20 protein-coding genes are annotated in these 23,219 nt (G+C 63.3%); 14 read left to right on the top strand and 6 right to left on the bottom strand.

Going from position 1 to position 23,219, the window contains the following annotated elements:
* Nucleotide 1: 1 nt before the first annotated feature.
* Genes K0F85_RS22075 through K0F85_RS22115 form a run of 9 tightly spaced genes read left to right on the top strand, consistent with a single transcriptional unit; the run spans nucleotide 2 to nucleotide 8,337 of the window.
* A complete protein-coding gene (locus K0F85_RS22075; protein WP_257572965.1) occupies nucleotides 2-1,450 on the top strand; it encodes a type II and III secretion system protein family protein in 1,449 nt (482 codons plus the stop codon).
* Nucleotides 1,443-1,730: a hypothetical protein gene (locus K0F85_RS22080; protein WP_219118082.1), complete on the top strand. Its 288-nt coding sequence runs from the start codon at nucleotides 1,443-1,445 to the stop codon at nucleotides 1,728-1,730. Before K0F85_RS22075 ends, K0F85_RS22080 begins: the two co-directional genes overlap by 8 nt.
* Nucleotides 1,731-1,742: 12 nt before the next feature.
* Nucleotides 1,743-2,900 (top strand): AAA family ATPase, encoded by a 1,158-nt coding sequence (locus K0F85_RS22085; protein ID WP_219118083.1) that lies wholly within the window; start codon nucleotides 1,743-1,745, stop codon nucleotides 2,898-2,900.
* Nucleotides 2,901-2,914: 14 nt separating this feature from the next.
* Entirely contained in the window at nucleotides 2,915-4,264 is a 1,350-nt protein-coding gene (locus K0F85_RS22090) for a CpaF family protein (protein WP_219118084.1), read from the top strand.
* 1 nt (nucleotide 4,265) lies between these two features.
* Entirely contained in the window at nucleotides 4,266-5,240 is a 975-nt protein-coding gene (locus K0F85_RS22095) for a type II secretion system F family protein (protein ID WP_219118085.1), read from the top strand.
* Between the two features lie 22 nt (nucleotides 5,241-5,262).
* A complete protein-coding gene (locus tag K0F85_RS22100) occupies nucleotides 5,263-6,207 on the top strand; it encodes a type II secretion system F family protein (protein WP_219118086.1) in 945 nt (314 codons plus the stop codon).
* Nucleotides 6,197-6,652 carry a TadE/TadG family type IV pilus assembly protein gene (locus K0F85_RS22105; protein WP_219118087.1) on the top strand — a complete coding sequence of 152 codons (456 nt, stop codon included), beginning with the start codon at nucleotides 6,197-6,199 and terminating at the stop codon, nucleotides 6,650-6,652. Before K0F85_RS22100 ends, K0F85_RS22105 begins: the two co-directional genes overlap by 11 nt.
* A gap of 28 nt (nucleotides 6,653-6,680) precedes the next feature.
* Nucleotides 6,681-7,085, top strand: a complete 405-nt coding sequence (locus tag K0F85_RS22110; protein ID WP_219118088.1) for a TadE/TadG family type IV pilus assembly protein — start codon at nucleotides 6,681-6,683, stop codon at nucleotides 7,083-7,085.
* A gap of 31 nt (nucleotides 7,086-7,116) precedes the next feature.
* Nucleotides 7,117-8,337: a pilus assembly protein TadG-related protein gene (locus K0F85_RS22115; protein ID WP_219118089.1), complete on the top strand. Its 1,221-nt coding sequence runs from the start codon at nucleotides 7,117-7,119 to the stop codon at nucleotides 8,335-8,337.
* A gap of 3 nt (nucleotides 8,338-8,340) precedes the next feature.
* On the opposite strand, the gene K0F85_RS22120 is transcribed toward K0F85_RS22115, so the two are convergent.
* Nucleotides 8,341-9,030: a response regulator transcription factor gene (locus K0F85_RS22120; protein WP_257572966.1), complete on the bottom strand. Its 690-nt coding sequence runs from the start codon at nucleotides 9,028-9,030 to the stop codon at nucleotides 8,341-8,343.
* The gene (locus K0F85_RS22125; protein WP_219118090.1) at nucleotides 9,030-10,700 is read right to left on the bottom strand and encodes a sensor histidine kinase; all 1,671 of its coding nucleotides are present in this window, start codon (nucleotides 10,698-10,700) and stop codon (nucleotides 9,030-9,032) included. Before K0F85_RS22125 ends, K0F85_RS22120 begins: the two co-directional genes overlap by 1 nt.
* A gap of 118 nt (nucleotides 10,701-10,818) precedes the next feature.
* On the opposite strand from K0F85_RS22125, the gene K0F85_RS22130 reads away from it, so the two are divergent.
* Nucleotides 10,819-11,001, top strand: coding sequence for a hypothetical protein (locus tag K0F85_RS22130; protein ID WP_219118091.1), 183 nt, complete (start codon nucleotides 10,819-10,821; stop codon nucleotides 10,999-11,001).
* Nucleotides 11,002-11,573: 572 nt separating this feature from the next.
* On the opposite strand, the gene hemE is transcribed toward K0F85_RS22130, so the two are convergent.
* Nucleotides 11,574-12,659, bottom strand: coding sequence for a uroporphyrinogen decarboxylase (gene hemE, locus K0F85_RS22135; RefSeq protein ID WP_071075009.1), 1,086 nt, complete (start codon nucleotides 12,657-12,659; stop codon nucleotides 11,574-11,576).
* Between the two features lie 198 nt (nucleotides 12,660-12,857).
* Between hemE and K0F85_RS22140 the strand changes: the two genes are divergently transcribed.
* The 3 genes from K0F85_RS22140 to K0F85_RS22150 all read left to right on the top strand — a co-directional run bounded on the left by K0F85_RS22140 (nucleotide 12,858) and on the right by K0F85_RS22150 (nucleotide 19,536).
* Nucleotides 12,858-14,801 carry a S9 family peptidase gene (locus K0F85_RS22140; RefSeq protein WP_219118092.1) on the top strand — a complete coding sequence of 648 codons (1,944 nt, stop codon included), beginning with the start codon at nucleotides 12,858-12,860 and terminating at the stop codon, nucleotides 14,799-14,801.
* Nucleotides 14,798-18,979 carry a DEAD/DEAH box helicase gene (locus K0F85_RS22145; RefSeq protein WP_219118093.1) on the top strand — a complete coding sequence of 1,394 codons (4,182 nt, stop codon included), beginning with the start codon at nucleotides 14,798-14,800 and terminating at the stop codon, nucleotides 18,977-18,979. Before K0F85_RS22140 ends, K0F85_RS22145 begins: the two co-directional genes overlap by 4 nt.
* A gap of 68 nt (nucleotides 18,980-19,047) precedes the next feature.
* Nucleotides 19,048-19,536 carry a hypothetical protein gene (locus K0F85_RS22150; protein ID WP_219118094.1) on the top strand — a complete coding sequence of 163 codons (489 nt, stop codon included), beginning with the start codon at nucleotides 19,048-19,050 and terminating at the stop codon, nucleotides 19,534-19,536.
* 117 nt (nucleotides 19,537-19,653) lie between these two features.
* Here K0F85_RS22150 and K0F85_RS29150 read toward each other — a convergent pair whose 3' ends face one another.
* Complete coding sequence (locus K0F85_RS29150) at nucleotides 19,654-19,908, bottom strand: hypothetical protein (RefSeq protein WP_306985638.1); 255 nt, start codon at nucleotides 19,906-19,908, stop codon at nucleotides 19,654-19,656.
* Here K0F85_RS29150 and K0F85_RS22155 point away from each other — a divergent pair.
* Entirely contained in the window at nucleotides 19,907-21,559 is a 1,653-nt protein-coding gene (locus K0F85_RS22155) for a DUF885 domain-containing protein (RefSeq protein ID WP_306985641.1), read from the top strand. The two genes, K0F85_RS29150 and K0F85_RS22155, sit on opposite strands and share 2 nt — an antisense overlap.
* A gap of 347 nt (nucleotides 21,560-21,906) precedes the next feature.
* Here the strand turns inward: K0F85_RS22155 and tatC are convergent, their stop codons facing one another.
* Nucleotides 21,907-22,662 carry a twin-arginine translocase subunit TatC gene (gene tatC / locus K0F85_RS22160; RefSeq protein WP_219118095.1) on the bottom strand — a complete coding sequence of 252 codons (756 nt, stop codon included), beginning with the start codon at nucleotides 22,660-22,662 and terminating at the stop codon, nucleotides 21,907-21,909.
* The gene (gene tatB / locus K0F85_RS22165; RefSeq protein ID WP_219118096.1) at nucleotides 22,659-23,192 is read right to left on the bottom strand and encodes a Sec-independent protein translocase protein TatB; all 534 of its coding nucleotides are present in this window, start codon (nucleotides 23,190-23,192) and stop codon (nucleotides 22,659-22,661) included. The genes tatC and tatB overlap by 4 nt, the downstream gene beginning before the upstream one ends.
* Between the last annotated feature and the right edge of the window lie 27 nt (nucleotides 23,193-23,219).

Consider the following 23,219-nt stretch of genomic DNA (forward strand, 5'->3'; position numbering starts at 1 on the left):
ATTGACACATCCATTGAAACGCCCGGCCTTGCTGCTGGTCCTGGCGGCCAGCCTGTTGCCGGGCCAGGCGGCTACGGCCGCCAAGGCGGCCAAGACGACGGCCAAGGTACAGCACGCGGCAGCCCCCTCGGCCACGCCCGCGCCGGCCGCCACGCTGCCGCGCCTGATCAACCTGTCGGCCGGCAAATCGCAACTGCTGCACCTGCCATTCGCGGCCAGCCGCCTGGCCGTCGGCGATACCGCCATCGCCGACGTCATCCTGCTCAATGCCAATGAAGTCTACCTGCTGGGCAAGCGTCCCGGCGCCACCAATCTGATCCTGTGGGACCGGGCCAAACAAGCCTCCATCATCGACCTCGGCGTCGCCATCGACACGGGTGCGCTGCGCCAGCAGCTGCAACAATTGTTCCCCGACGAGACGCAGATCGCCATCCACGGCGCGGCCGACACCCTGCTCTTGTCGGGCACCGTGGCCGACACCGTCAAGGCCAGCCAGATCGTGGCGCTGGCGCAATCGTATGCCGAGCGCGCCAGCGGCGGCAGCGCTGCCGCCAGCCCCGTGGCCGGCATCAAGGTGATCAATATGCTAGCCATCGCCGCGCCCCAGCAAGTGATGCTGGAAGTGAAGATCGCCGAAGTGTCGAAGAGCCTGGTCGACCAACTGGGCGCCAGCCTGGGCGTCAATGTGCAAGTCGGCAACTGGACGCACTCCCTGCTGTCGAACCTGCTCAGCGGCAACCGCAGCCTGATCGAGGCGTTCAACAAGAAGAATGGCAACTTCGTCAGCATCGACGCGCAAAAGCGCGACGGCCTCGTGAAGATCCTGGCCGAACCGACCATCATGGCCATCAGCGGCCAGGAAGCCAGTTTCCTGGCCGGCGGCAAGGTCTTCATTCCCGTCAGCCAGAGCAACAATGGCGGCACGCCCACCATCACCCTGGAAGAAAAAGAATATGGCGTGGCCGTCAAATTCACGCCCACCGTGCTAGATGGCGGACGCATCAATCTGAGGGTAGCACCCGAAGTTTCCGAACTGAACAAGGACGGCATCGGCCTGAGCGCGGGCGGCACGAATGCCACCGCCTTGCTGCCCTCGTTCACCACGCGGCGCGCAGCGACCACGGTGCAGTTGTTCGATGGCCAGAGCTTCGCCATCGGCGGCTTGATCAAGAACAATGTAACGACGAATATCAAGGCCCTGCCCATGCTGGGCGAGATCCCCGTGCTGGGCGCGCTGTTCCGCAGCAGCGACTTTCAGAGCGACCGCAGCGAGTTGGTCTTCATCGTCACGCCGCACCTGGTCAAACCGCTGCCGGCCGTACCGCCCCTGCCCACGGATGGCTACGTGGAACCCTCGCGCGCGGAATTTTTCATACGCGGAAAAATGGAAGGAACACCGCCGCCCGCCACGGCAGCAGCGGCAACACAACCGGAGCAGCAACATGATTGATTTTCCCCGCCTTCTTTTCGTGCTGACCGCCATCGCGGCGCTGGGCGGCTGCGTGCAGCAGACACCGCGGCTCGACAGCCAGTTCGGCCATAGCGTGCGGCAGACGCAGGCGCAGCAAGTGCTGCAGCCCGACGCCGCCGCGCGTCAGCAAGCCCGCCTGGCCGCCGGCGGCGGCATCGATGGCCGCGCCGGCGTGGCTGCCTACCAGCACTACCAGGAATCGTTCCAGACCCCACCGGCATCGACGCAGGCCCTGACCATCGGCGTCAGCAAGCGCTAGGGAGGGCTTACCGTGCAAATCACCGTCAACTCAAGAGATGAAAAAAGCCTGGCCGGCATCGTCGCGCTTTTGCGCAGCCGCAATCCCGCGCACCAGGTCGACACCCTGGCCGGCCCCCTGAAAAGATTGCCCGTGGCCAGCTCGCCGGACGTGGTGATCGTCGACCAGCCGAGTATCGAAGCCGGCGACCTCGATAACCTGGAACGGCTGGGCAACCAGCACCCGCGCATCGCCTTCATCCTGCTGTGCCGCCATCACACGCCGGACTTCCTGCTGCAAGCCATGCGCGCCGGCGTGCGCGAGGTGATCGATTATCCGGCCCCGCCAGGCTGCCTGTACCAGGCCATCGAACGCATCGAGGAAAAGCTGCAGCGGCGCAGCGACGCCAACGGCAAGCTGCTGGCCTTTATCTCGTGCAAGGGCGGCAGCGGCGCCACGTTCCTGGCCACTAACCTGGCCTATGCGCTGGCAGCGCAGGGCGACAGCCGCGTGGTGCTGATCGACATGAATCTGCAGTTCGGCGACGCCTCGCTGTTTGTATCCGACCAGAAACCGCTGGCCACCTTGGCCGACGTGGCGCAGCAGATCCACCGCCTCGATCCCTCCTTTTTGGCGTCGAGCATGCTCAACATACTGCCCAACTATGGCGTGCTGGCCGCGCCGGACGACCCCACGCTGGCCAACGACGTGAAACCGGAGCACGTGGAGGCCATCCTCAGGCTGGCGCGCCAGCACTATGACTTCATCGTGCTCGACATCGGCCGCAGCCTGGACGCGATCAGCATCCGCGCGCTGGACCAAGCCGACATGATTTTCCCCGTGCTGCAAACCACCTTGCCGTATATCCGCGACGGCAAGCGCCTGCTCGATGTCTTTCACTCGCTCGACTATCCGATGGAAAAAATTCACCTGCTCGTCAACCGTCACGACAAGGGCAGTGAGATCAGCGTGTACGACCTGGTGACGGCCTACGGCAGCGATGTCTACATGACCGTGCCCAACCACTATGAAGCGGCGGCGGCCTCCGTCAACCAGGGCATCCCCGTGCTGCAGCTGGCCCCCACCAGTCCCATCACGCGGGCACTGCAGGAATTCGCCCGGCGCCTGAGCGGCGCGGCCCCCATCGCCGCGCAGGATGGCTGGCTGGGCCGCCTGCTGCGCCGCGCCTGAGCAAGGACGACACCATGAACGCAGTCACCATCCCGATCCGCGAACGCCTGGGCCAGTTGCACACGCACTTGCGCGCGGGCACCATCGACAACCGCGCCTACCAGTTGCTCAAGCAGCGCATCCACGCCATACTGCTCGACCGGGTCGACCTGGAAAACCTGCAGCGCATCTCGCCCGAGCAGGTGCGCGAACAGCTGCGCCTGCTGGTCGAACGCCTGCTGGAAGAAGAAGCCGTGGTCATCAACGACCTCGAACGCAAGAACCTGACGCGCGACATCCAGCATGAAATGCTGGGCTTCGGCCCGCTGGAATTGCTGCTGGCCGACCCCACTGTGTCCGACATCCTCGTCAACACCCACAAACGCGTGTACGTGGAGCGGCGCGGCAAGCTGGAACTGACGGACGTGTGCTTCAGCGACGACGCGCATTTGATGAAGATCATCGACAAGATCGTCTCGCGCGTGGGCCGCCGCATCGACGAATCGAGCCCCATGGTCGATGCGCGCCTGCCGGATGGCTCGCGCGTGAACGCCATCATCCCGCCGCTGGCCATCGACGGCCCCGTGATGTCGATCCGGCGCTTCTCGGCCGACCCGCTGCGCCTGGCCGACCTGGTGGCCTACGACAGCATGACGGCGGGCATGGCGGAAATCCTGCAAGGCCTGGGCAAGGCGAAGATCAACATCCTGATCTCGGGCGGCACGGGCAGCGGCAAGACCACCATGCTCAACGTCATTTCCGGCTTCATCGGCGCCACCGAGCGCATCGTCACGGTGGAAGACGCGGCCGAACTGCAACTGCAGCAGCCGCACGTGGTGCGCCTGGAAACGCGCCCGCCGAATATCGAGGGCAAGGACGAGGTGACGCAGCGCGCGCTGGTGCGCAACGCGCTGCGCATGCGCCCCGACCGTATCATCCTGGGCGAGGTGCGCGGCGGCGAGGCGCTCGACATGCTCGGTGCCATGAACACGGGCCACGAGGGGTCGATGGCCACCATCCACGCCAATACCCCGCGCGATGCCATCACGCGGCTGGAAAACATGATCAGCATGGCGGCCGCCAGCCTGCCCAGCAAGGCCATGCGCCAGCAGATCAGCTCGGCCGTCAGCGTCGTGGTTCAAGTGTCGCGCCTGACCGACGGCAAGCGCAAGGTCACCTCTATCCAGGAAATCACGGGCATGGAAGGCGACATGATCACCATGCAGGAAATCTTCAGCTTCCGCCAGACGGGCATAGGCGATGGCGGCACCGTGCTCGGCCATTTTTCCTCGACGGGCATACGGCCGCGCTTCCTCGAACGCCTGCATACCTTCGGCATCACGGTGCCGGCCCAGCTGTTCGAACCGACCCGGCAGGGACTTTAAGATGGCTTCCCTGCTCCTTTTCGCCGCCCTGGTCTTCAGCGCCGCGCTGCTGCTGGCCAGCGGCGCCTACCTGATCTGGCACGGCATGCGCAACCGCGCTCCCGGGCGCGTGGCCCAGCGCGTGCGCAATGCCAGCATAGGTAGCGCCGACCACCGTCCCGCCCTGTCGATCAGCAAGCAGCGCCTGCTGGCCCGCCACCCCCTGTTGCAGCGCCTGCTGCAGGCGCTGCCGCCGGCGGCTGTGCTGGACCGCCTGCTATTGCAGGCGGGACGCCAGCAAACGGTGGCCCAGCTGCTGGGCTGGTGCCTGACCGCCCTGCTGGGCGGCCAGCTGCTGGCCGCGCTAATGGGACTGCCCCTGTCCTTGCTGGCGGGCCTGGGGGCGCTGGCAGGCGCGCTGCCCCTGCTGCACTTGCGCCGCGCGCAGCAGCAGCGGCTCAAACGCATCGAACAGCAATTGCCTGACGCGCTGGACCTGATGGGCCGCGCCATGCGCGCCGGCCATGCCTTTCCCACGGCCCTGAAAATGGTTGGCGATGAAATGCCGGCACCGCTGGGCAGCGAATTTCGCGCCGTCTTCGATGAAGTCAATTTTGGCGTGGCCATGAGCGACGCTTTAGGCAACCTGGCCAGCCGCGTGCCCAGCACCGACTTGCGCTACTTTGTCGTGGCCGTGCTGATCCAGCGCGAGACGGGCGGGAACCTGGCCGAGTTGCTGGGCAGCATCAGTGCCATCATCCGCGACCGCCTGAAACTGCTGGGACAAATCCGCGTACTGTCGGCCGAGGGCCGCATGTCAGCCTGGATCCTGGGACTGATGCCGTTTGCCGTGGCGCTGATGATGCAGCTGAGCAGTCCCGATTTCCTCAGCCTGCTGTACCTCGACAGCGCCGGCCGCAAGATGCTGCTCACATCCGGCGTGATGATGGCACTGGGCATTTTGGTGATCCGCAAGGTAACGCACATCCGCATCTGAGTTTTTTCCCGAAAGGTTGCTCATGAGTTTTCTGCAATTACTGTTTCTGGCGCTGACCTTTTGCGCCGCCTTCGGCGCCATGCTGTTGCTGCTGCGCCCATTCGCCTCGTCTACTCTGCAATCGCGCCTGGCCGCGCTGGCCGACCAGCAGGCGCCAGGCCGCAAGGCAGGCGGCAGGCGCTGGCTGGCGCGCCTGCTGCGCCTGGCCGTACCGCTGGGCAAATTGTCCTTGCCCGCCGAGAACTGGGAAGGCTCGCCGCTGCGCAGCCGCTTCATGCATGCGGGCCTGCGCTCGAACGCCGCGCCGCTGCTGTTCTTCGCCGCCAAGACGACCCTGGCGCTAGCCCTGCCGGCCGCGGTTTTCTTCCTGCTGCATCAATCCTTCCCCAGACTCGGCGGCAGCACGCTGGTGCTGTGCCTGCTCATCGCCATGGCCCTCGGCTACTACCTGCCCAACGTGGTGCTGTCACACATGGTCAAGCAGCGCCAGCGCGACATTTTCGAGAACTTTCCCGATGCGCTGGACCTGATGACGGTGTGCGTCGAAGCGGGCCTCGGCATGGATGCGGCACTGGCCCGCGTGGCGGCGGAAATCGTGCTAAAAAGCGCCGTGCTGAGCGAAGAGCTCACCCTCGTCACGCTGGAACTGCGGGCCGGCAGCAACAAGGAAAGAGCCTTGCGCAATCTGGCCTTGCGCACGGGCGTGGAAGACGTCGACGCCTTGGTCACCATGCTGATCCAGGCCGAACGCTTCGGCACTGGCATCGGCGCGGCGCTGCGCGTGCAGTCCGCGCAATTGCGCACCAAGCGGCGCCAGGGGGCGGAAGAACAGGCGGCGAAGATCGCCCTGAAACTGCTGTTTCCCCTGATTTTCTTTATCTTTCCTGCGCTGCTGGTGGTGCTGATGGGTCCAGCCTTCCTGCAAATCTACCGCCTGTTGCTGCCGGCCCTGCGCAATGCCAGCTAAGGCCCGCACACCGGCCCGACAGGAGGGCGTGGCGGCCGTCGAACTGGCCCTGCTGATGCCCGTGCTGTTGCTGATTTTCCTCGGCATCGCGGGCATGAGCCGGCTGTACTACCTGCAGATGGCCCTGGTCAGCGCGGCGCGCGCCGGCGTGCAGTTCGCGCAGGCCAGCCAGACGCAGGACACGGCGCGTATCGCCGCCGCCGCGCACCACGACGCCCTGCACGACGCGCCCGGCATGGCTATGCCCGAAGTGACGATACGCCAGCGCTGCGCCGACGGCAGCCCGTATGCCGGCAACGGCAAGTGTCCCGGCTATGCCAGCGCACCGTGGACCTATGTTGAAGTGCGCACCAGCTACGTGCTGGCCGATGCCGTCTCGCCCCTGCTGCCCGCATTCGCGGCGCCGCTGCGGCTGCAGCAGAGCGCCACGGCGCGCCTGCGCTAGGCGCCCTCCAGAAAGAAACGATCACGCCATGCATCCCATCCGCCAGCGCGGCTCCTTCGCCGTCGAATTTGCCCTCACTCTGTCAATATTGTTGTTGCTCACGTTTGCCATCGTCAACCTGGCGCTGGCGGTATGGAACTACAACACCCTGTCGCAGGCCAGCCGCGAAGGCGCGCGCTATGGCAGCGTGCTGGGCAATACCGATGGCCGCTATAGCCGCGCGCGCGCGCGCGACCTGATACAGCAGCGGGTGGAAGCCTACGCCGTCGGCCTGCGCTTCGACGCCATCGAAGTCAGCTGGGACAACGGCGACAACGCCCCCGGCAGCATCGTCACCGTCAGCGCCAGCTACCGCTTCCATCCCGTCAGCGCCATGGTCGGCTCGCTCAGCATTCCGCTGCGCAGTTCCGCCAGCATGATGATTTCCCAATGACATTCCCCACTCCGCCGAACCGAGGTATTTCATGCGCCTGTCCCCATCCCTGCGTTACCGCCACCGCCAGCGCGGCAGCATTCCTGTCGCCACGGCACTGCTGCTGCCTCTGCTGATCGGCTTTGCCGGCCTGGCCGGCGACAGCGGCAATCTATATCTCGTCAAGCGGCGCATGCAGACGGCGGCCGATGCGGGCGCCATCTCGGCCGCGCTGGAAGTGCAGCGCCAGGCCAGCCTGGCCGACATCGTCGCTGCGGGCAAGCAGGATGCGGCCCTGAACGGCTTCGCTGCCAGCGCCACCAGCGTCCACTTGCCGCCCCTTGCCGGCGCCCATGCGGCGCGCCCCGGCTATGTGGAGGTGCAGCTGGCGCAAGCCGTGCCTACGCATTTCATGGGCTTGTTCGGCTTCCGTACGGTCGAGGTGCAGGCCCGCGCGGTGGCCGGCGCGCGGCCCGACGCCACCTGTTTCCTGGCCCTCAACAGCAAGAACGTCAGCGACGCGATGACAGTCACGGGGGCCGGCGAAATCACCGGCGAACACTGCTCGATTTTCGTCAACGGCAGCGCGGCCAATACTCTGACGGCCAGCGGCGCCATGACCATCCGGGCCGACAGCATCGGCGTGCAGGCGCCCAGCTACCGGCACGATGGCGGCAGCGCCTTCCTGCCCACGCCGCAGGTCGGCCAGGCGGCGCGCCTGGACCCGCTGGCGCGCCTGAAGCCGCCTACGGGCGGCGCCACGCAAGCGAACGGCAAGCTGACGGGCACGGGCACGCACACCTTGCAGCCAGGCCTGTATCCTGGCGGCATCAACCTGTCCGGTGGCATGACCATCAATTTTGCGCCGGGTATCTATGTGCTCAAGGGTGGCTTCACGGTTGACGGCGCCGTCAACCTGCATGGCGACGGCGTGGCCTTCTATACGCAAGGCCCCGTGAACATCCGCGGCAGCGGCGTGCTCAAGCTAGCGGCGCCCGAGACGGGCCCCATGGCTGGCATCCTCTTCTATGGCGACCGCGACAAGGTCACGGGCAAGAACGAGATCACGGGCGGCGTCAGCGGCGAACTGGCCGGCACCCTGTATTTCCCGTCGTCGGCGCTGGACCTGGTGGGTAGCGGCGGCCTCAAGGGCAAGCCCTACCTGATGCTGATCGCCGATACGATGTCGTTTACGGGCGGCATGTTGTCGGAATTTATCAAGCCCGTGTATAACGACGCCTACCAGGGCTCGCGGGTGGCCATCGCGGAGTAGCGGTCACCCCAGTTTGTGGCGCGTGGCATACACATACAGCTCCAGTCGGTTGCTGACGCCCAGCTTGTGATAGATCGAACTGAGGTGGTTGCGCAAGGTGTGTTCGGCGATGAAGGCGCGCTGCGCCAGGTCTTTGTTCAACGCGCCATTGCCGTCGACGACCATACCGACGATCTTGCGCTCCTTGGCCGTCAGGCTGGCGATGCGCGCCTCTTCGGGATTGCTCGGCGGCGGTGCCCTGGGCGCCAGCAACTCGCCGAGCAGGGAGCCGAGCAGGGTCTGCTCGATCCACAGTTCGCCCAGGTGCACCTTGCGGATCACATGCAGCAGCAGCTCGGCCGGCGCTTCCTTGCCCAGTACGCCTCGCGCACCGGCACGCACGGCCTTGCCCAGCAATTCCTGGCTGCGCGTGCCGCTCAGCACCAGCGCCCGCGTGCCGCCACCGGCCAGCAGCTGAGGCAGAATATCGGTGGAACACGAGCCACCCAGATCCAGGTCCAGCACGATCACATGCGGCTGCTGCGAGGCGGCCATCGCCAGCGCCGTCTCGGCATCGCCCGCCGAGCCCACCAGCGACATTTCCGGCGTGCCTTCGATCAGCTTTTCCAGTCCCCACAACATGGTCTTGTGGTCGTCGACCAGCATCACGCGTATCGCCTGCCGCGCGTACGCGGGCACGCTCGCTGCCGGCATCACAGGGGAATCGCAATCTGCAGCGAGGTGCCGCCATCACCGGGGCGCTTGACCAGCAAGCGCCCGCCCAACGCCGTCGTGCGCGTGGCGATCGACGATGGCGTGAAAGTCGGGGCCGGCATGCCGTCGCCCTCGTTTTCAATCAGGATCTGCAGCCAGCCATTGCTGCAATCGACGTCGATCGTGCCATGCCGCGCGCGCGTATGCTTGCGGATATTGCTGATGCCTTCGCTGACGATCTGGAACACTTCGGCCGCCAGGCGGTCGCTCACTTCGATGGCGGGCGAGACGCGCAGGGTGATATCGATGTCGTAAAACTGGCGTACCTGTTCCGCCTGGCGCCGCAAGGCCAACAGCAATTCGGGTTCCTTGCGCAACTGCCCGCTGTTAAGGTTCTTGACGAAGTGGCGCATGTCGCCCACCACTTCGGTGGCCATCGCCAGCAGTTTGTCGAGGTCGTCGATGAGGGGATTGTCGGGCGCGGCCGCCTGGCGCACGGCACTGATGCCGTGGCGCAAGCCGATATAGGGTTGCAAGGTACTGTCATGCAAGTCGCAGGCGATTTTCTGCCTTTCGCGCTGCCCCGCTTCGGATGCCAGCCGGTCCAGCAATTCGATGTTTTCCATCATGGGAAACACTTGCGCCACGATATGCTTGAGAAAGAGCGCATCGGCCTTGCTGAAGCCGTGCCGCGCCGACATCAGGTACACGCGTCCCTGCCCCTTGCGCAAGCGCAAGGAGGCGCTGACGAAGGCGCGCGCTTCGAGCAGCTCCACCAGGCGCTCACCCGCATCGCCGCCGAAACGCCGCCACTTGCGGCAACCGCGTCCCAGCACGCGCGTGCCACCCATCCACAGCCACCACTTCAGGCGCGGGCGCACGTGCAGCACGCTGTGCTCCGGGGCGAAGGCCAGCAGGGCCGGCATGGCGCTCGCGCACAGGCGCACCGGTTCGATCGAGGTACCCGCATTGGCCGCAGTCGCCGTGCGCAGCAGCCATTTTTCGGAGTCGCCATCCTGCAGCACCAGAATACAGCTGCTGGCGCGAAAGAAGACGCGGGTTTTTTCCAGGACGGACGAGAGCGAATGGTTGATGCCGAAACGGGGATTCGAGAGGCGGCTGACGTCGCGCAACAGGGCCAGGCGGCGTTTCTGCTGCAGGCCCATGCCGCCCCAGTAGGCGATCAGGTGGCCCAGCGCCAGCAGGAAGCTGGTACACCACAGCAAATGCCAGCGCTGCTCGGGCGTTTCCGCCAGCATAGCCACCAGCATCAAGGCGGCGGCCGACATCAGGGTCACGCGCGAGCCTTCGCGAAAGCCGAATTGAAACGAGGCGGCCAGGATGGCGAAAAAGAACAGCAGGAACACATAGCCATTGCTGCTGCCGCTGTAGTAGACGATCAGGCCGAACCAGCCCACGTCATACCAGTAGATGGCCTTGCCCGGCATGCTGGACAGGCGAATTTGCATGAGGGCAAATAATGCCGCGCTGTGCAGCGCATATGCGCCACACACCACCGTGCCCACGTCGCTCAGATGCACATTGCCGCCCGGATTGACAGCGCAGATGACGACGGCAAACACGGCCAGCAAGAGGCGGATGCCGCACACCATGGCAGCATCGGCGGTATCGCTCGTCAACTGCACGCTGAATGCGTTTTCGTCCTTCACCGCACCTCCGTACCAAGGGATTTCATCAAGGCAGGGCACAGCGTTACGCTTGCCACTGTGCACAAATATACAAAATTGCTTTCTTTGCAATCAACAAGTGTACGCAGGGAACTAGTGTTTGTCTACCGGAAAATCTGCACTCCTTTACCCAGGCAAAGAAACAGCACCCAGCTTGAGAATGTCTGTGGATAACTTTGTGGACAAAGCAAAATTAACTTTCAGAAAAATCTGGATAGAAAATTTTGATCGCCGTCAAGAGGGCTATGCAATAAAAATTAAGTATTTAAAATCAATGACTTAAAAATTGATGCCCGGGAAGCCGCAAATCTGCGGGGCGTTTCCGCCGCTGTGCATAACTGAAGCATTTGTATTTTTTTTATACAGAAATCAGCACCATTTTGAGGCGCCATATGCGGAAAAACACCAACGACATACAGCCAAGCTGTCAATTACCGGGCAGGCGTTCGCTTTTGCCTGGCGAACGGCGAAACATTGTTCAATGTTCATGCACTGCAACATACACTTCAGGTAAAACCTGAACATTTGCGCTAAGTATCGGTTAACTAATTACTTTTCAATTTTATCCACAGAATCTGTTGATAACTTTGTGGACAATGAAGGAATAAGGCTGGCAAACGGAAGAATAACCTTATCAATTGCAACAAAGTCCGACGAGCGAGGCATTTTTTACTTCTTAATAATCAAGCACTTGCACAACATCCCCGGGCATGGCTTTTCGACTGCCTCTTATTTCCGCAGCAAAAAAAATTGTGCATAAGTCGGTATTTTCTTGCTACGGTGCAGCAAAGAAAAAGGCAGGCTTCCGCTGGAGAGCCTGCCTTTTCTGCCCCTGTGCCAGGGGGATGCGCTTGCTTACTGGCCGCTGCGCATGGCGCGGCTCATGCTGTGCACGGCTTCCACCATGGCTGCCACCGATTCCGGCGGCGTGAACTGGGAAATACCATGGCCCAGGTTGAATACGTGGCCCGTGCCTGCCGACGGCGCGCCGAAAGCATTCAGGACCTTGGCCACTTCGGCGCGGATCTGTTCCGGGCTGGCGAACAGGATGGCAGGGTCGAGATTGCCCTGCAAGCCCACTTTATGTCCTACCAGCTGGCGCGCGCGCGTCAGGTTGACGGTCCAGTCCAGGCCCACGGCATCGGCGCCGATGTCGGCGATCTGCTCGATCCACTGGCCGCCGCCCTTGGTAAACACGATGGCGGGAATCTTGACGCCATCCTTGTCGCGCTTCAGCTGCGCCACCACTTGCTGCATGTAGGCCAGCGAGAATTCCTGGTAGGCGCCATCGGCCAGCGCACCGCCCCAGGAATCAAAAATCATCACGGCTTGCGCGCCGGCATCGATCTGCGCATTCAGGTACTGCGCCACCGAGGTAGCGTTGATGGCCAGAATGTGGTGCATCAGGTCAGGGCGGTTGTACAGCATCTTCTTGATGGTATGGAACTCTTTCGAGCCGCCGCCTTCCACCATGTAACACGCCAGCGTCCACGGGCTGCCGGAAAAACCGATCAGCGGCACACGGCCGTTGAGTTCCGTGCGGATTTGCGTGACAGCCTTGAAGACGTAGTCGAGCGACTCCAGGTCCGGCACTTGCAGTGCCTTGACATCCTGCTCGGTGCGCAGCGGGCGCTCGAACTTCGGGCCTTCGCCATCGGCGAAATACAGGCCCAGGCCCATGGCGTCAGGCACAGTCAGGATGTCGGAAAACAGGATGGCCGCGTCGAGCGGGAAACGCTCCAGAGGCTGCAAGGTCACTTCCGTGGCGTAATCGGGATTCTTTGCCAGGCCGAGGAAAGAGCCGGCCCGCTCGCGCGTGGCGCGGTATTCGGGCAGGTAGCGGCCCGCCTGGCGCATCAGCCAGACGGGCGTGTGCTCGGTCGGCTGGCGCAGCAGGGCGCGCAGGAAAGTATCATTCTGGAGCGGAGCAAATTGTGGCATGGCAGGCAATCGAGCTTGGAGAAGCGGTATTATCGCACCCAATGGCCGCCATTTCATTGATTCAGGTGCCGCTTTGCAGCATTTGCCACGCACAGCGATGACTTTCGTTGTGCCTGCCCTTCCATTATGATGATGCACGTCGCCGCGCGCCCTGACCCTGCCTGGCGGCCCTTGATCCCCTCACTACACGGAGCCCGCATGACCTCGACCGCATCCAGCACCCCTTATGGCATCTGGCCATCGCCGATCAGCGCGGCCGTCGTCGCCGCTGGCGCCTCGCCACTGACGCAGCTGGCCCTGGGCGGTGCGGATGGGAACGATGTGCTCTGGCTGGCCGGGCGCGCCAGCGAAGCGGGCCGCAATACCCTGCTGCGCCAGCGCGGCGCGCGTGTCGATGAACTGACGCCGGCTCCCTTCAATGTGCGCACCCGCGTGCATGAATACGGCGGCGGCGCGTATGCCGTCGCCGGCGATACCGTGTATTTCTCGCATTTCGCCGACAACTGCCTGTACCGCGTGAACGGCGACGGCGTGTCCGAAGCGTTCACCAAGGGCGGCAGCACGCGCCATGCGGACTTCGTCGTCGATGCGGCCCGTTCCCGCCTGATCGCCGTGCGCGAGCAGCATCCGGAAGAAGGTCATGCCCATCCGGAAAACAGCCTGGCCGCCGTCGGCTTCGATGGGCGTGAAACGGTGCTGGCGCGCGGCCACGATTTTTATGCAGCGCCGCGCTTGTCGCCGGACGGCAGCCAGTTGGCCTGGATCAGCTGGGATCACCCACGCCTGCCGTGGCAAGGCACGGAACTGTGGCTGGCCGACGTACAGGCGGACGGTAGCCTCGGTTCGCCGCGCCTGATCGCCGGCGGCGCACGCGAGTCGATTTGCCAGCCGGAATGGTCGCCGGGCGGCTTGCTGCACTTCGTTTCCGACAGCAGCGGCTGGTGGAATCTGTACCGCCTGCACGGCGCCGACGTCGAAGCGCTATGCCCGATGGAAGCGGAATTTGCCACGCCGCACTGGACCTTCGGCGGTAGCATGTACGGTTTTATTTCCGACGATGAGATCGTCTGCACGTATATCCAGGCCGGCATCAGCTACCTGGCGCAATTGAACGTGGCGGCGGCCAAGCTCGAGCCGATTCCGCACCCGTACCAGGAAATCCGCGAACTGCGCGTGGGACCCGGCTTCGTCGCGCTGCTGGGTGGCAGTCCCACGATTGCGCTGGAACTGGCGCGCATCGATTTGTCGAACCATGAGCTGGAAGTGCTGGCGCAGTCGATCGCCCACTTGCCCGCGCTCGACTACCTGTCCGTGCCGCGCAGCTTGCGTTTTCCTAGCAGCAATGGCCGCACGGCGTACGCCTTCTTTTATCCGCCCACCAACGGCGACGTACAGGCGCCGGCAGGAACCCTGCCGCCCGTCATCGTCATCAGCCATGGCGGTCCCACCAGCATGGCCAGCAATACCTTGAAACTGGCGACGCAGTACTGGACCAGCCGCGGCATCGGCGTACTCGACGTCAACTATGGCGGCAGCAGCGGCTTCGGCCGCGAATACCGCGACGCGCTGCGCGGACAGTGGGGCATCGTCGACGTGGAAGACTGCATCGCCGGCGCGCGCTACCTGGCAAGCAATGGCCTGGCCGACCCGGAACGCCTGATCGTTCGCGGCGGCAGCGCCGGCGGCCTGACGACCCTGTGCGCGCTGACCTTCCACGACGTCTTCAAGGCGGGCGCCAGTTACTATGGCGTATCCGACCTGAAGGGCCTGGACAACGATTCGCACAAGTTCGAATCGCGTTACACCGACTACCTGATCGCCTCGCAGCCACAAGCCGAAGCGCTGTACCGTGAACGCTCGCCCATCCATCACACGGACAAATTGTCGCGCCCCATGATTTTCTTCCAGGGCCTGGACGACAAGGTGGTGCCGCCGCAGCAGTCGCAGCTGATGGTCGACGCCCTGCAGGCGCGCGGCGTACCGGTCGCTTACGTGCCGCTCGAGGGCGAAGGACACGGCTTCCGCAAGGCGGAAAACATCGTGCGTACGCTGGACGCGGAACTGTATTTCTACCAGCGCGTATTCGGCCTGCCCGTGGCGCCCGGCGAGCCTGCCGTGCATATCGCCAATTTGCCCGCATGAGTGACACGCATTCCGACCAGCAACTGCTAGACGAATTTGCCGCCCTGGAGCAGCACGACCAGATGATCCTGGCCTTGCTGGCCATCGCGGGTGAACCGGTGGGCAAGCATGCCGTGTATGAACACTTGCAGCGCGCCAATGTCGTCGAGCCGGACGGCACGCCGTTCGCCCTGCTCACCGTCACGGGCATGCTGCAGCATTTGACGCGGCGCGCGCTGGCGTCCGAAGTGGTGGGACGGGGCTACGCCTGCGAAGCCAGGCTGCGCTGGCCCGCCATGCGCGCGGCCATCGAGCACCTGGTGTTTCGCGACCTGTGCCAGGCCATCGAGCTGATCAATCCCGTGCGGCGCAACTGGGATGGCTATGTGGAATTGCGCAGCTACCGGCAAGGCGTGGCACGCTTGCGCATCGCCCTGCTGCGCAATGACGAGGTGCGCCACGTGGCTGCCATCCTGGCCGCTTGCATGGCGTGCTATGAAGCGCAGCAGCTGCATCCGCTGATCGAAATTTTCGGCCGGCCGTTCGCGCCGGAGATGCTGTCTTTCGTCATGCCGCAACTGCAGGACGACATCCTCGCCGTGCTGCTGGGCAACGCGCCGCGCGAGCCGGCCACGGCGCTCGCCATCCGCGCCTACGCGCGCGACCACCACGCGCGCCAGGCGGCGGCCGGCGACCATCTCGGCGCTAACCTGCCGCTGGCCCTGGCCGAAGACGCGCTGCTGTGCGGCGAACTCGACGCGGCCGCGCGCTACCTGGCGGGCCAGCAGGGGCCGCAGGCGCTGTTTGTCGACAGCAGCATCGCCCTGTTGCGCGGCGAACATGCACACGCCGTGGCAGGCTTTGAAACGGCCCTGAAAGGATTGCGCAAGGAAGCGGGCAAGCGCAAGCTGTGCTTCACGGGCATCGGCGGCCACCTGTACGTGCTGGCCCTGCTGCGCGGCAATGACGCCAAGCTGCTGAAAAACGCGGAGAGCTACCTCGATATCGCCCTGCACGCGCAGCCGAACCACGACAGCATCGTCTACCAGCAGCTCAACACCTTGCGCCTGGTGCGCGCCGGCGTGCAGCTGGCCGAAAGCATCCCCACGCGCAGCTGGGAAACGGGACTGCAGGCACAGCTGTTCCAGGCCTTGCTGTACTACTGGCTGGCGCTACCGCAATTGAGCGAACGCAAGGAGCAGCTGCGAGCGCTGGTGCAGCAAGCCGATGCGGCCGGCTACGATCTGATCGCGGCGCAGGCGGCCGGCTTGCTGGGCTTGATGGGCGAGCCGCAGCAGGAGCGCTATGCGACGGCCAAGCGGGCGCAACACGGCTTGACGGACATGGCACCGTGGTTCGAGCGCCAGGAAGCGTGGCAGCGCCAGCTGAGCGCGCTCATCAACCTGCAGCAGGGCGCCCCGGCCGAAGCCTTGGGCAGCGTCTCGCGGCTGGTGTGGCTGGTGGCATTCGACCCGCGCTTTGGCTTGACGGCCGTGGAAGTACGGGAACAGAAGCGCGACGCGCGCGGCGGCTGGAGCAAGGGCCGCGCCATGGGCTTGAAGCGCCTGGCCGAAGAGGCGGGCGACATCGATTTTCTCACGCCGCAAGACGCCCGCGCGGCGGGCAGCATCGCGCCATTCAAACAGTACTATTCGTCGGCACCACGCTATGAAATCGAGCTGGACAAGGCCGCCGTCTTGCTGGTGGGTCACCCGCTGGTGTTCTGGCTCGACCATCCGGACACGCGCGTGGAACTGATCGCCGGCGCGCCGGAACTGCTGATCAAGTCGCACGAGGGGCAGCTGTGGCTGGGCATGCAGCCGCCTCTGCCCGACAACGGCAGCAATGTGGTGGTGCAGCGCGAGACGCCGACGCGCTTGCGCGTGGTGCACATCCTCGACGAGCACCGGCGCATCGGCGCCATCGTGGGCCTGGGTCTGTCCGTGCCCCTGCACGCGGAAAAACAGGTGATGCAGGCAATAGGCGCCATCTCGTCGATGGTCACCGTGCAATCCGACATCGGTGGCGGCACCGGCGACGCCGAAGTGATCACGGCCGACCACCGCCTGCACGTGCATTTGCTACCCTATCAGCAGGGCTTGAAAATGCAGATTTTAGTCCGCCCGCTGCTCGACAACGGTGCCTATTACGCACCGGGCAGCGGCGCCGAAAGCGTGTTTGCCGATGTGGCGGGCCGGGCCGTGCAAGCGCGGCGCGACCTCAACGCAGAACGCGAAGCGCAGCGCCAGCTCATCGGTCGTTGCCTGGTGCTGGAAGAAGCGCAAGAAGAGCATGGCGAGTGGCTGCTGGGCCAGCCTGCCCTGGGCCTGCAACTGCTGGTGGAATTGCAGGCGCTGGCGCCAAACGGCATCGTGCTGGCCTGGCCCGAAGGCGAAACCATGCGCGTGTCGAAACGCATCGACAGCGGCCAGATGCGCTTGAACATCAAGAGTGAAAAGGACTGGTTTGCCGCCAGCGGCGAAGTGCAGATCGATGAAGACAAGGTGATGGATTTGCGCGCCCTGCTCGATTTGATGCAAAACAATAAGAGCCGCTTCGTGGCCCTGGGGGACAATCAGTTCCTGGCCCTCAGCGACGAATTGCACCGGCGCCTGTCCGAGCTGGCCGCGTATGGCGAGGCGCATGCCGATGGCGTGCACATCCACCCGCTGGCCGCGTTTGCGCTGGAAGAGCTGGCCAACGAAGCAGGCGGCGTGAAGGCCGACAAATTGTGGCGCGAACACTTGCTGCGCCTGCGCGCCCTCGACGACTATCAACCGCAACTGCCCAGCACCCTGCAGGCGGACTTGCGCGACTACCAGCTGGCCGGCTACCAGTGGCTGGCGCGCTTGGCGCACTGGGGCGTCGGCGCCTGCCTGGCCGACGACATGGGTTTAGGTAAAACCTTGCAGGCGCTGGCACTGATCCTGGCGCGCGCGCCGAACGGCCCCACTCTCGTCGTCGCGCCCACGTCCGTGTGCATGAACTGGATCAGCGAAGCGCAGCGCTTCGCGCCCACCTTGAAGGTCAAACTGTTCGGCAGCGGCGACCGCGCCGACATGCTGGAAAAATTGCAGCCCTTCGACGTAGTGGTGGCCAGCTATGGCTTGCTGCAGCAGGAAGCGAGCCTGTTTGCCGGCGTGCGCTGGCATACGATCGTGCTCGACGAAGCGCAAGCGATCAAGAATGGCGCCACCAAGCGCTCGCAAGCCGTGATGGCCTTGCAAGGGGATTTCCGCATGGTGGCCAGCGGCACGCCGCTGGAAAACCACCTGGGTGAATTATGGAACCTGTTCCGCTTCATCAACCCGGGTTTGCTGGGCACCCTAGACCAGTTCAACCTGCGCTTTGCCGGGCCCATCGAAAAGGATCAGGACAAACGGGCGGCGGCAGGCGCGCGTCTGCGTTTGCGCCGCCTGATCGCGCCCTTCATCTTGCGCCGCACGAAGACGCAAGTGCTGTCGGAATTGCCGTCGCGCACGGAAATCGTGCTGGAAGTGGAACTGTCGCCGCAAGAAACGGCGCTGTACGAATCCCTGCGCCGTGAAGCGCTGGAAAAGCTGGCCATGGTGGAAGGGCCGGCGTCCAAGAAAGCCATCCAGATCCTGGCGGAAATCATGAAACTGCGCCGCGCCTGCTGCAATCCGCAACTGGTGGCGCCAGAACTGGGCCTGGCCAGCAGCAAGCTGGCGGCCTTCGCCCAACTGCTGTCGGGCTTGCTGGAAAACCGCCACAAGGTGCTCGTCTTCAGCCAGTTCGTCGACCATTTGACCCTCATCCGCCAGCACCTGGAGCAGCATGGCGTCAGCTACCAGTACCTCGACGGCAGTACTAGCATGCAGGAGCGCAAGCGCCGGGTCGACGCCTTCCAGGCGGGCCAAGGCGATGTCTTCCTGATCAGCCTGAAGGCGGGCGGCATGGGCATCAACCTGACGGCGGCCGATTACGTGATCCACATGGACCCGTGGTGGAACCCGGCCGTGGAAGACCAGGCCTCGGATCGCGCCCACCGCATGGGGCAATTGCGCCCCGTCACCATTTACCGCCTGGTGGCGAAGCACACGATCGAGGAAGGCATCGTCGAATTGCACCAGCACAAGCGCGACCTGGCCGACAGTTTATTGGAAGGCAGCGATGCTGCCGCGCGCATGTCGGCCAATGACATGCTGGGCATGCTGCAGGAAGGGTTGAAGAAATGAGCTTGAAAAAATGAACGGGAGTCCAGGTTCCATGCGATGATCGTTTTTCCCTGTTTCTCTCCCATGCCATGACCGACTATATCGCCACCAGCGCCGGCCAGCGCGCCACCTTTTTGTGCGGCAAATCCTGGACCGCCTACGTCAGCACCTTCCTCATTGCCGTGCTGCTGTTCTTTGCGGCCCTGCCGCTGGCCTTCAAGTACAACGCGCGCGCCGCTTTCGTCGTGCTGATCGGCTCGGCCCTGATCGTCGGCTACCGCCTGCTGACGATACGCAGCTATCAGCTGTACATTGATGAGGCGGGCGTGTGGCTGGCATCCGGCATCTTGCCATGGAAAAAGAAACTCACGGGCGTCAAATGGCGCGACATGGACGAAGCCGTGTATGAAACCAACTTCTGGAGCTGGCTGTTCCAGTCCTATACGGTGCGCGTCAGCCAGCGCTACACGCAAGACATCGAAATCCACGCCACCGGCATGGCGCGCGGCAAGGATGCCGTGGCGGCCATCAATGCGCGCCATCAGGAAATGCTGCGCGGCAGCGCCATCGTCGTCTAGCCCGGCGGACGGGCGGCAAAAAACTGCGCAAGCGCGGCAATTAATGCTAATCTTTGGCCGCCCTGGCAAGCAAAGCCAACCTTTCAATAGTTGTTTGTTACCTATATTATCAGTTTATTATTTTAAGATAATAGCAAACAACAAAATATTCAAGAGATAAACTATGCTGATAAGAAATAAAGTTGCGCTCGCCGCATTGATGATGGCCTTTACCCTGACACCGGCCAGCGCCGCCAAGAAGCCGCAGAAGCATGGCAAGGCTACGAGCAGCAGCAAGAAAAAAACCGTCGCCAGGAAGGCGACCGTCGTCAGCGCCGCCACGGCAGCCACGGTCGCCGCCGTCGCCAGCGAGAACAGCAGCGACCGTTCCATGAATAACCTCAGCGGCCAGTTCCTCATGGCCCTGTGGCGCCTGGATCCGGAAAGCGCGATTTCGGTCGGCAAGTATGACCGTGCCGCCTACCTGAGCATTCCCGACGCGGCCAGTCGCCAGAAGCAGTTGGCCTTCATCGACGAATGGCTGGGCAAGTTCGACAAGCTCAATGCCGGCAAAATGTCGGACAAGCAACGCACCGACCTGGCCTTGCTGACGAATAAACTGCAATCGGACCGCTGGTACCTGACCACCTTCCGCGAATTCGAATGGAATCCCGCCCTGTACAACGTGGCCGGTTCCATCGACTTCATTCTGAACACGGAATACGCGTCCCAGCCGCAGCGCCTGCGCACCTTGCTCAAGCGTATCGCCACCGTGCCGCAATACTATGCGGCCGCGCGTGCCAGTATCAATCATCCCACGCGCGAACACACGCAGCTGGCCATCGCCCAGAGCGCCGGCGTGCTCAGCGTGCTTGACGACCTGAACAAGACGGCACAGGGCTCCATACTGACGCCGACGGAAAAACAGCTGTACAACGCGCGCATCGCTGCAGCCCGCACAGCCGTGCAAGGCTACGCGGCCTGGCTGACGGAACAGGATGCCGCGCTGGCGCAGAACGGCAATGCGCGTTCCTTCCGCATCGGCAAGGATTTATATGAGCAGAAATTCGCCTACGATATCCAGGCCAGCGTAAGCGCCGAGCAGATGTACCAGAAAGCCCTGGCGGCGCGCGAAAAGCTGCTCGAGCACATGGATAGCCTGTCCGACGAACTGTGGCTGAAAACCATGGGCGCCACGGCCAAGCCGGCGGATCGCACGGCGAAGATCGGCATGGTAATCGACAAGCTGTCCAGCAATCACGTGGCGGCCGCCGACTTCGTGCCGGAAATCCGCCGCCAGATCCCAGAATTGCAGGAATGGGTGAGCAGCCACAATCTGCTGACGATGGATCCGAAAAAGCCCCTGGTCGTGCGTGAAACGCCCGCTTACCAGCGCGGCGTGGCCGGCGCCAGCATCGAGGCGCCCGGCCCGTACCGCCCGCATGACCGCACTTATTACAACGTGACGCCACTCGATGGCGAAACGCCGGAACAGGCGGAAAGCAGCTTGCGCGAGTACAACCACTGGATCTTGCAGATCCTGAACATCCACGAAGCCATCCCCGGCCACTACACGCAGCTGGTGTATGCCAACAAGTCGCCGTCGCTGGTCAAGTCCATCTTCGGCAATGGCGCCATGATCGAAGGCTGGGCCGTGTATGGCGAACGCATGATGCTCGAATCGGGCTATGGCAATAACGCGCCGGAAATGTGGCTGATGTATTCGAAGTGGAATTTGCGCAGCGTCACCAACACCATCCTCGACTACAGCGTGCATGTGCTGGGCATGACGCAAGAGCAAGCACTCGACCTGCTGACGCGCCAAGCCTTCCAGACCAAGCGTGAAGCGACGGAAAAATGGCGCCGCGTGCAGCTAAGCTCGGTGCAACTGACCAGCTATTTCAGCGGCTACAGCGAAATCATGGACTTGCGCGAACAGCGCAAGCAAGCGCTGGGCAGCAAGTTCGTGCTGAAGGATTTCCACGAACAATTCCTCAGCTACGGCAGCGCGCCCGTGAAAGTCATCAAGGAATTGATGAATTAAGCGGCGCTCGCCCTCCGCTTGCAAAGGGCGCTGCGGCGCCCTTTTTTGCAGCCGTTTGCGGCGCCGCAAAGCACCAGCGTCCCAATCCATTACGCTCTTGGGAAGGCAGGCGCCACCGTACTCCTCACTGGCAATTGCCGATTTTTCTGCCAGGTTGGGAGTGGGGAGCATCCATGCATATGCCGAACATGAAACACGTGTACTGGATGATGAGCACCTTGGTTTTGCTCAACCTTGGCATCCTCAGAAAGCAGATGCGGCAGTAAGCACTCACCAAGCGACTGCGCAATAAAAAAGCCGCTGCTCCCGGGGGGAGGTCAGCGGCTTTTGCCAGTGTGCTTGCGCGTCTAGGACGCTTCTTCCGGCGCCTGGGTTGCCCTGACAAAGACGGGCGCCACCAGCAGGCCCAGCTCGAACAGCAGCCACATGGGGACGGCCAGCGAGAACTGGCTGACCACGTCCGGCGGCGTAACGATGGCGGCGATGACGAAGGCGCCAACGATGACGTAGGGGCGTACTTCCTTGAGCTTGGCAACAGAAACCAGTCCCATGCGCACCAGGATCACCACCACCACGGGCACTTCGAACGTGGCGCCAAAGGCCAGGCACATCGACATGACGAAATCGAGGTAGTTTTCGATATCGGGCGTGACGGCGATCGAGGAGGGCGCGAAATTGCTAATGAAGTGAAACACGCGGCCAAAGACGAAGAAATAGCAGAAAGCCACGCCGGCGATGAACAGCAGCGACGACGAAATCACCAGCGGCGCGATCAGCCGCTTTTCATGCGTGTACAGGCCGGGAGCGATAAACGCCCACATCTGATACAGCACCCACGGCAGCGAGACGATGAAGCCAAGCAGCAAGGTCACCTTCATGGGAATCAGGAACGGCGACACCACGCCGGTAGCGATCAGTTTCGAGCCGGCCGGCAGCGAAGCGAGCATGGGCGCGGCGATGAAGTCATAAATGTGCGAAGCACCCGGCCAGTAAAACAGGATGCCGCAGACGATGGCAAAGCCAATCGAGGCCTTGACCAGGCGATTGCGCAGCTCGACCAGATGCGAGATAAAGGTTTCTTCCACCGGGGCTTTGCTACTCATGAGTAAAAGGAAGACGAACTGGCGCGCGGACGAAAGCGCGCCACGCGGGCGGCCGCCGACTGCACGTGCAGCTTGCCGCCGTGGCGCTGCTTGTACCAGCCAGGGATGGCGGAATTGCGCACCAGCTTTTTGCGGCGGAATTCGCGTGCCTTGCGGGCCAGGTCATCATTGGTGGCGTGCAGCATGGCTTCATGGGCATCGTGATGCCCATCATAGGAGCTGGAATCGCCGCGCCAGGCATTTTCCACCTCGGCCAGGTTGCCGGAGATCGAGTTTTCCACGCCATGCATGGATTTCTCCACGCTTTGTTTGACGGAATGGGCCGCATCCTGCACTTCTTTCTGCAGGTTTTTCAGCTCTTCCAGTTCAATTTCACGCGTGACTTCGGATTTCACCTGGTTCAGGTAGCGTTGCGCGCGGCCATACAAGGTACCGGCCATGCGCGCTACTCTCGGCAACTTTTCAGGGCCGATGACTATCAACGCAACCACGCCGATGATGGCGATTTTAGAGAGACCGAGATCGATCATAAGCGGACAAGGGCTGTTACCGGGCGA

Origin of the sequence: Janthinobacterium sp. UMAB-56 (assembly GCF_900095265.1) — a bacterium.
Classification (GTDB): Bacteria; Pseudomonadota; Gammaproteobacteria; order Burkholderiales; family Burkholderiaceae_D; genus Janthinobacterium.

Excerpts from the sequence above, each read along its gene's own strand:
- K0F85_RS22095 (WP_219118085.1), top strand. The coding sequence starts at position 4,266 with ATGGCTTCCCTGCTCCTTTTCGCCGCCCTGGTCTTCAGCGCCGCGCTG.
- K0F85_RS22120 (WP_257572966.1), bottom strand. The coding sequence starts at position 9,030 with ATGCCGGCAGCGAGCGTGCCCGCGTACGCGCGGCAGGCGATACGCGTG.
- hemE (WP_071075009.1), bottom strand. The coding sequence starts at position 12,659 with ATGCCACAATTTGCTCCGCTCCAGAATGATACTTTCCTGCGCGCCCTG.
- K0F85_RS29150 (WP_306985638.1), bottom strand. The coding sequence starts at position 19,908 with ATGGAACGGTCGCTGCTGTTCTCGCTGGCGACGGCGGCGACCGTGGCT.
- tatB (WP_219118096.1), bottom strand. The coding sequence starts at position 23,192 with ATGATCGATCTCGGTCTCTCTAAAATCGCCATCATCGGCGTGGTTGCG.
- K0F85_RS22105 (WP_219118087.1), top strand. The coding sequence starts at position 6,197 with ATGCCAGCTAAGGCCCGCACACCGGCCCGACAGGAGGGCGTGGCGGCC.
- K0F85_RS22110 (WP_219118088.1), top strand. The coding sequence starts at position 6,681 with ATGCATCCCATCCGCCAGCGCGGCTCCTTCGCCGTCGAATTTGCCCTC.
- K0F85_RS22140 (WP_219118092.1), top strand. The coding sequence starts at position 12,858 with ATGACCTCGACCGCATCCAGCACCCCTTATGGCATCTGGCCATCGCCG.
- K0F85_RS22115 (WP_219118089.1), top strand. The coding sequence starts at position 7,117 with ATGCGCCTGTCCCCATCCCTGCGTTACCGCCACCGCCAGCGCGGCAGC.
- K0F85_RS22100 (WP_219118086.1), top strand. The coding sequence starts at position 5,263 with ATGAGTTTTCTGCAATTACTGTTTCTGGCGCTGACCTTTTGCGCCGCC.
- K0F85_RS22090 (WP_219118084.1), top strand. The coding sequence starts at position 2,915 with ATGAACGCAGTCACCATCCCGATCCGCGAACGCCTGGGCCAGTTGCAC.
- tatC (WP_219118095.1), bottom strand. The coding sequence starts at position 22,662 with ATGAGTAGCAAAGCCCCGGTGGAAGAAACCTTTATCTCGCATCTGGTC.
- K0F85_RS22155 (WP_306985641.1), top strand. The coding sequence starts at position 19,907 with ATGAATAACCTCAGCGGCCAGTTCCTCATGGCCCTGTGGCGCCTGGAT.
- K0F85_RS22145 (WP_219118093.1), top strand. The coding sequence starts at position 14,798 with ATGAGTGACACGCATTCCGACCAGCAACTGCTAGACGAATTTGCCGCC.
- K0F85_RS22150 (WP_219118094.1), top strand. The coding sequence starts at position 19,048 with ATGACCGACTATATCGCCACCAGCGCCGGCCAGCGCGCCACCTTTTTG.
- K0F85_RS22080 (WP_219118082.1), top strand. The coding sequence starts at position 1,443 with ATGATTGATTTTCCCCGCCTTCTTTTCGTGCTGACCGCCATCGCGGCG.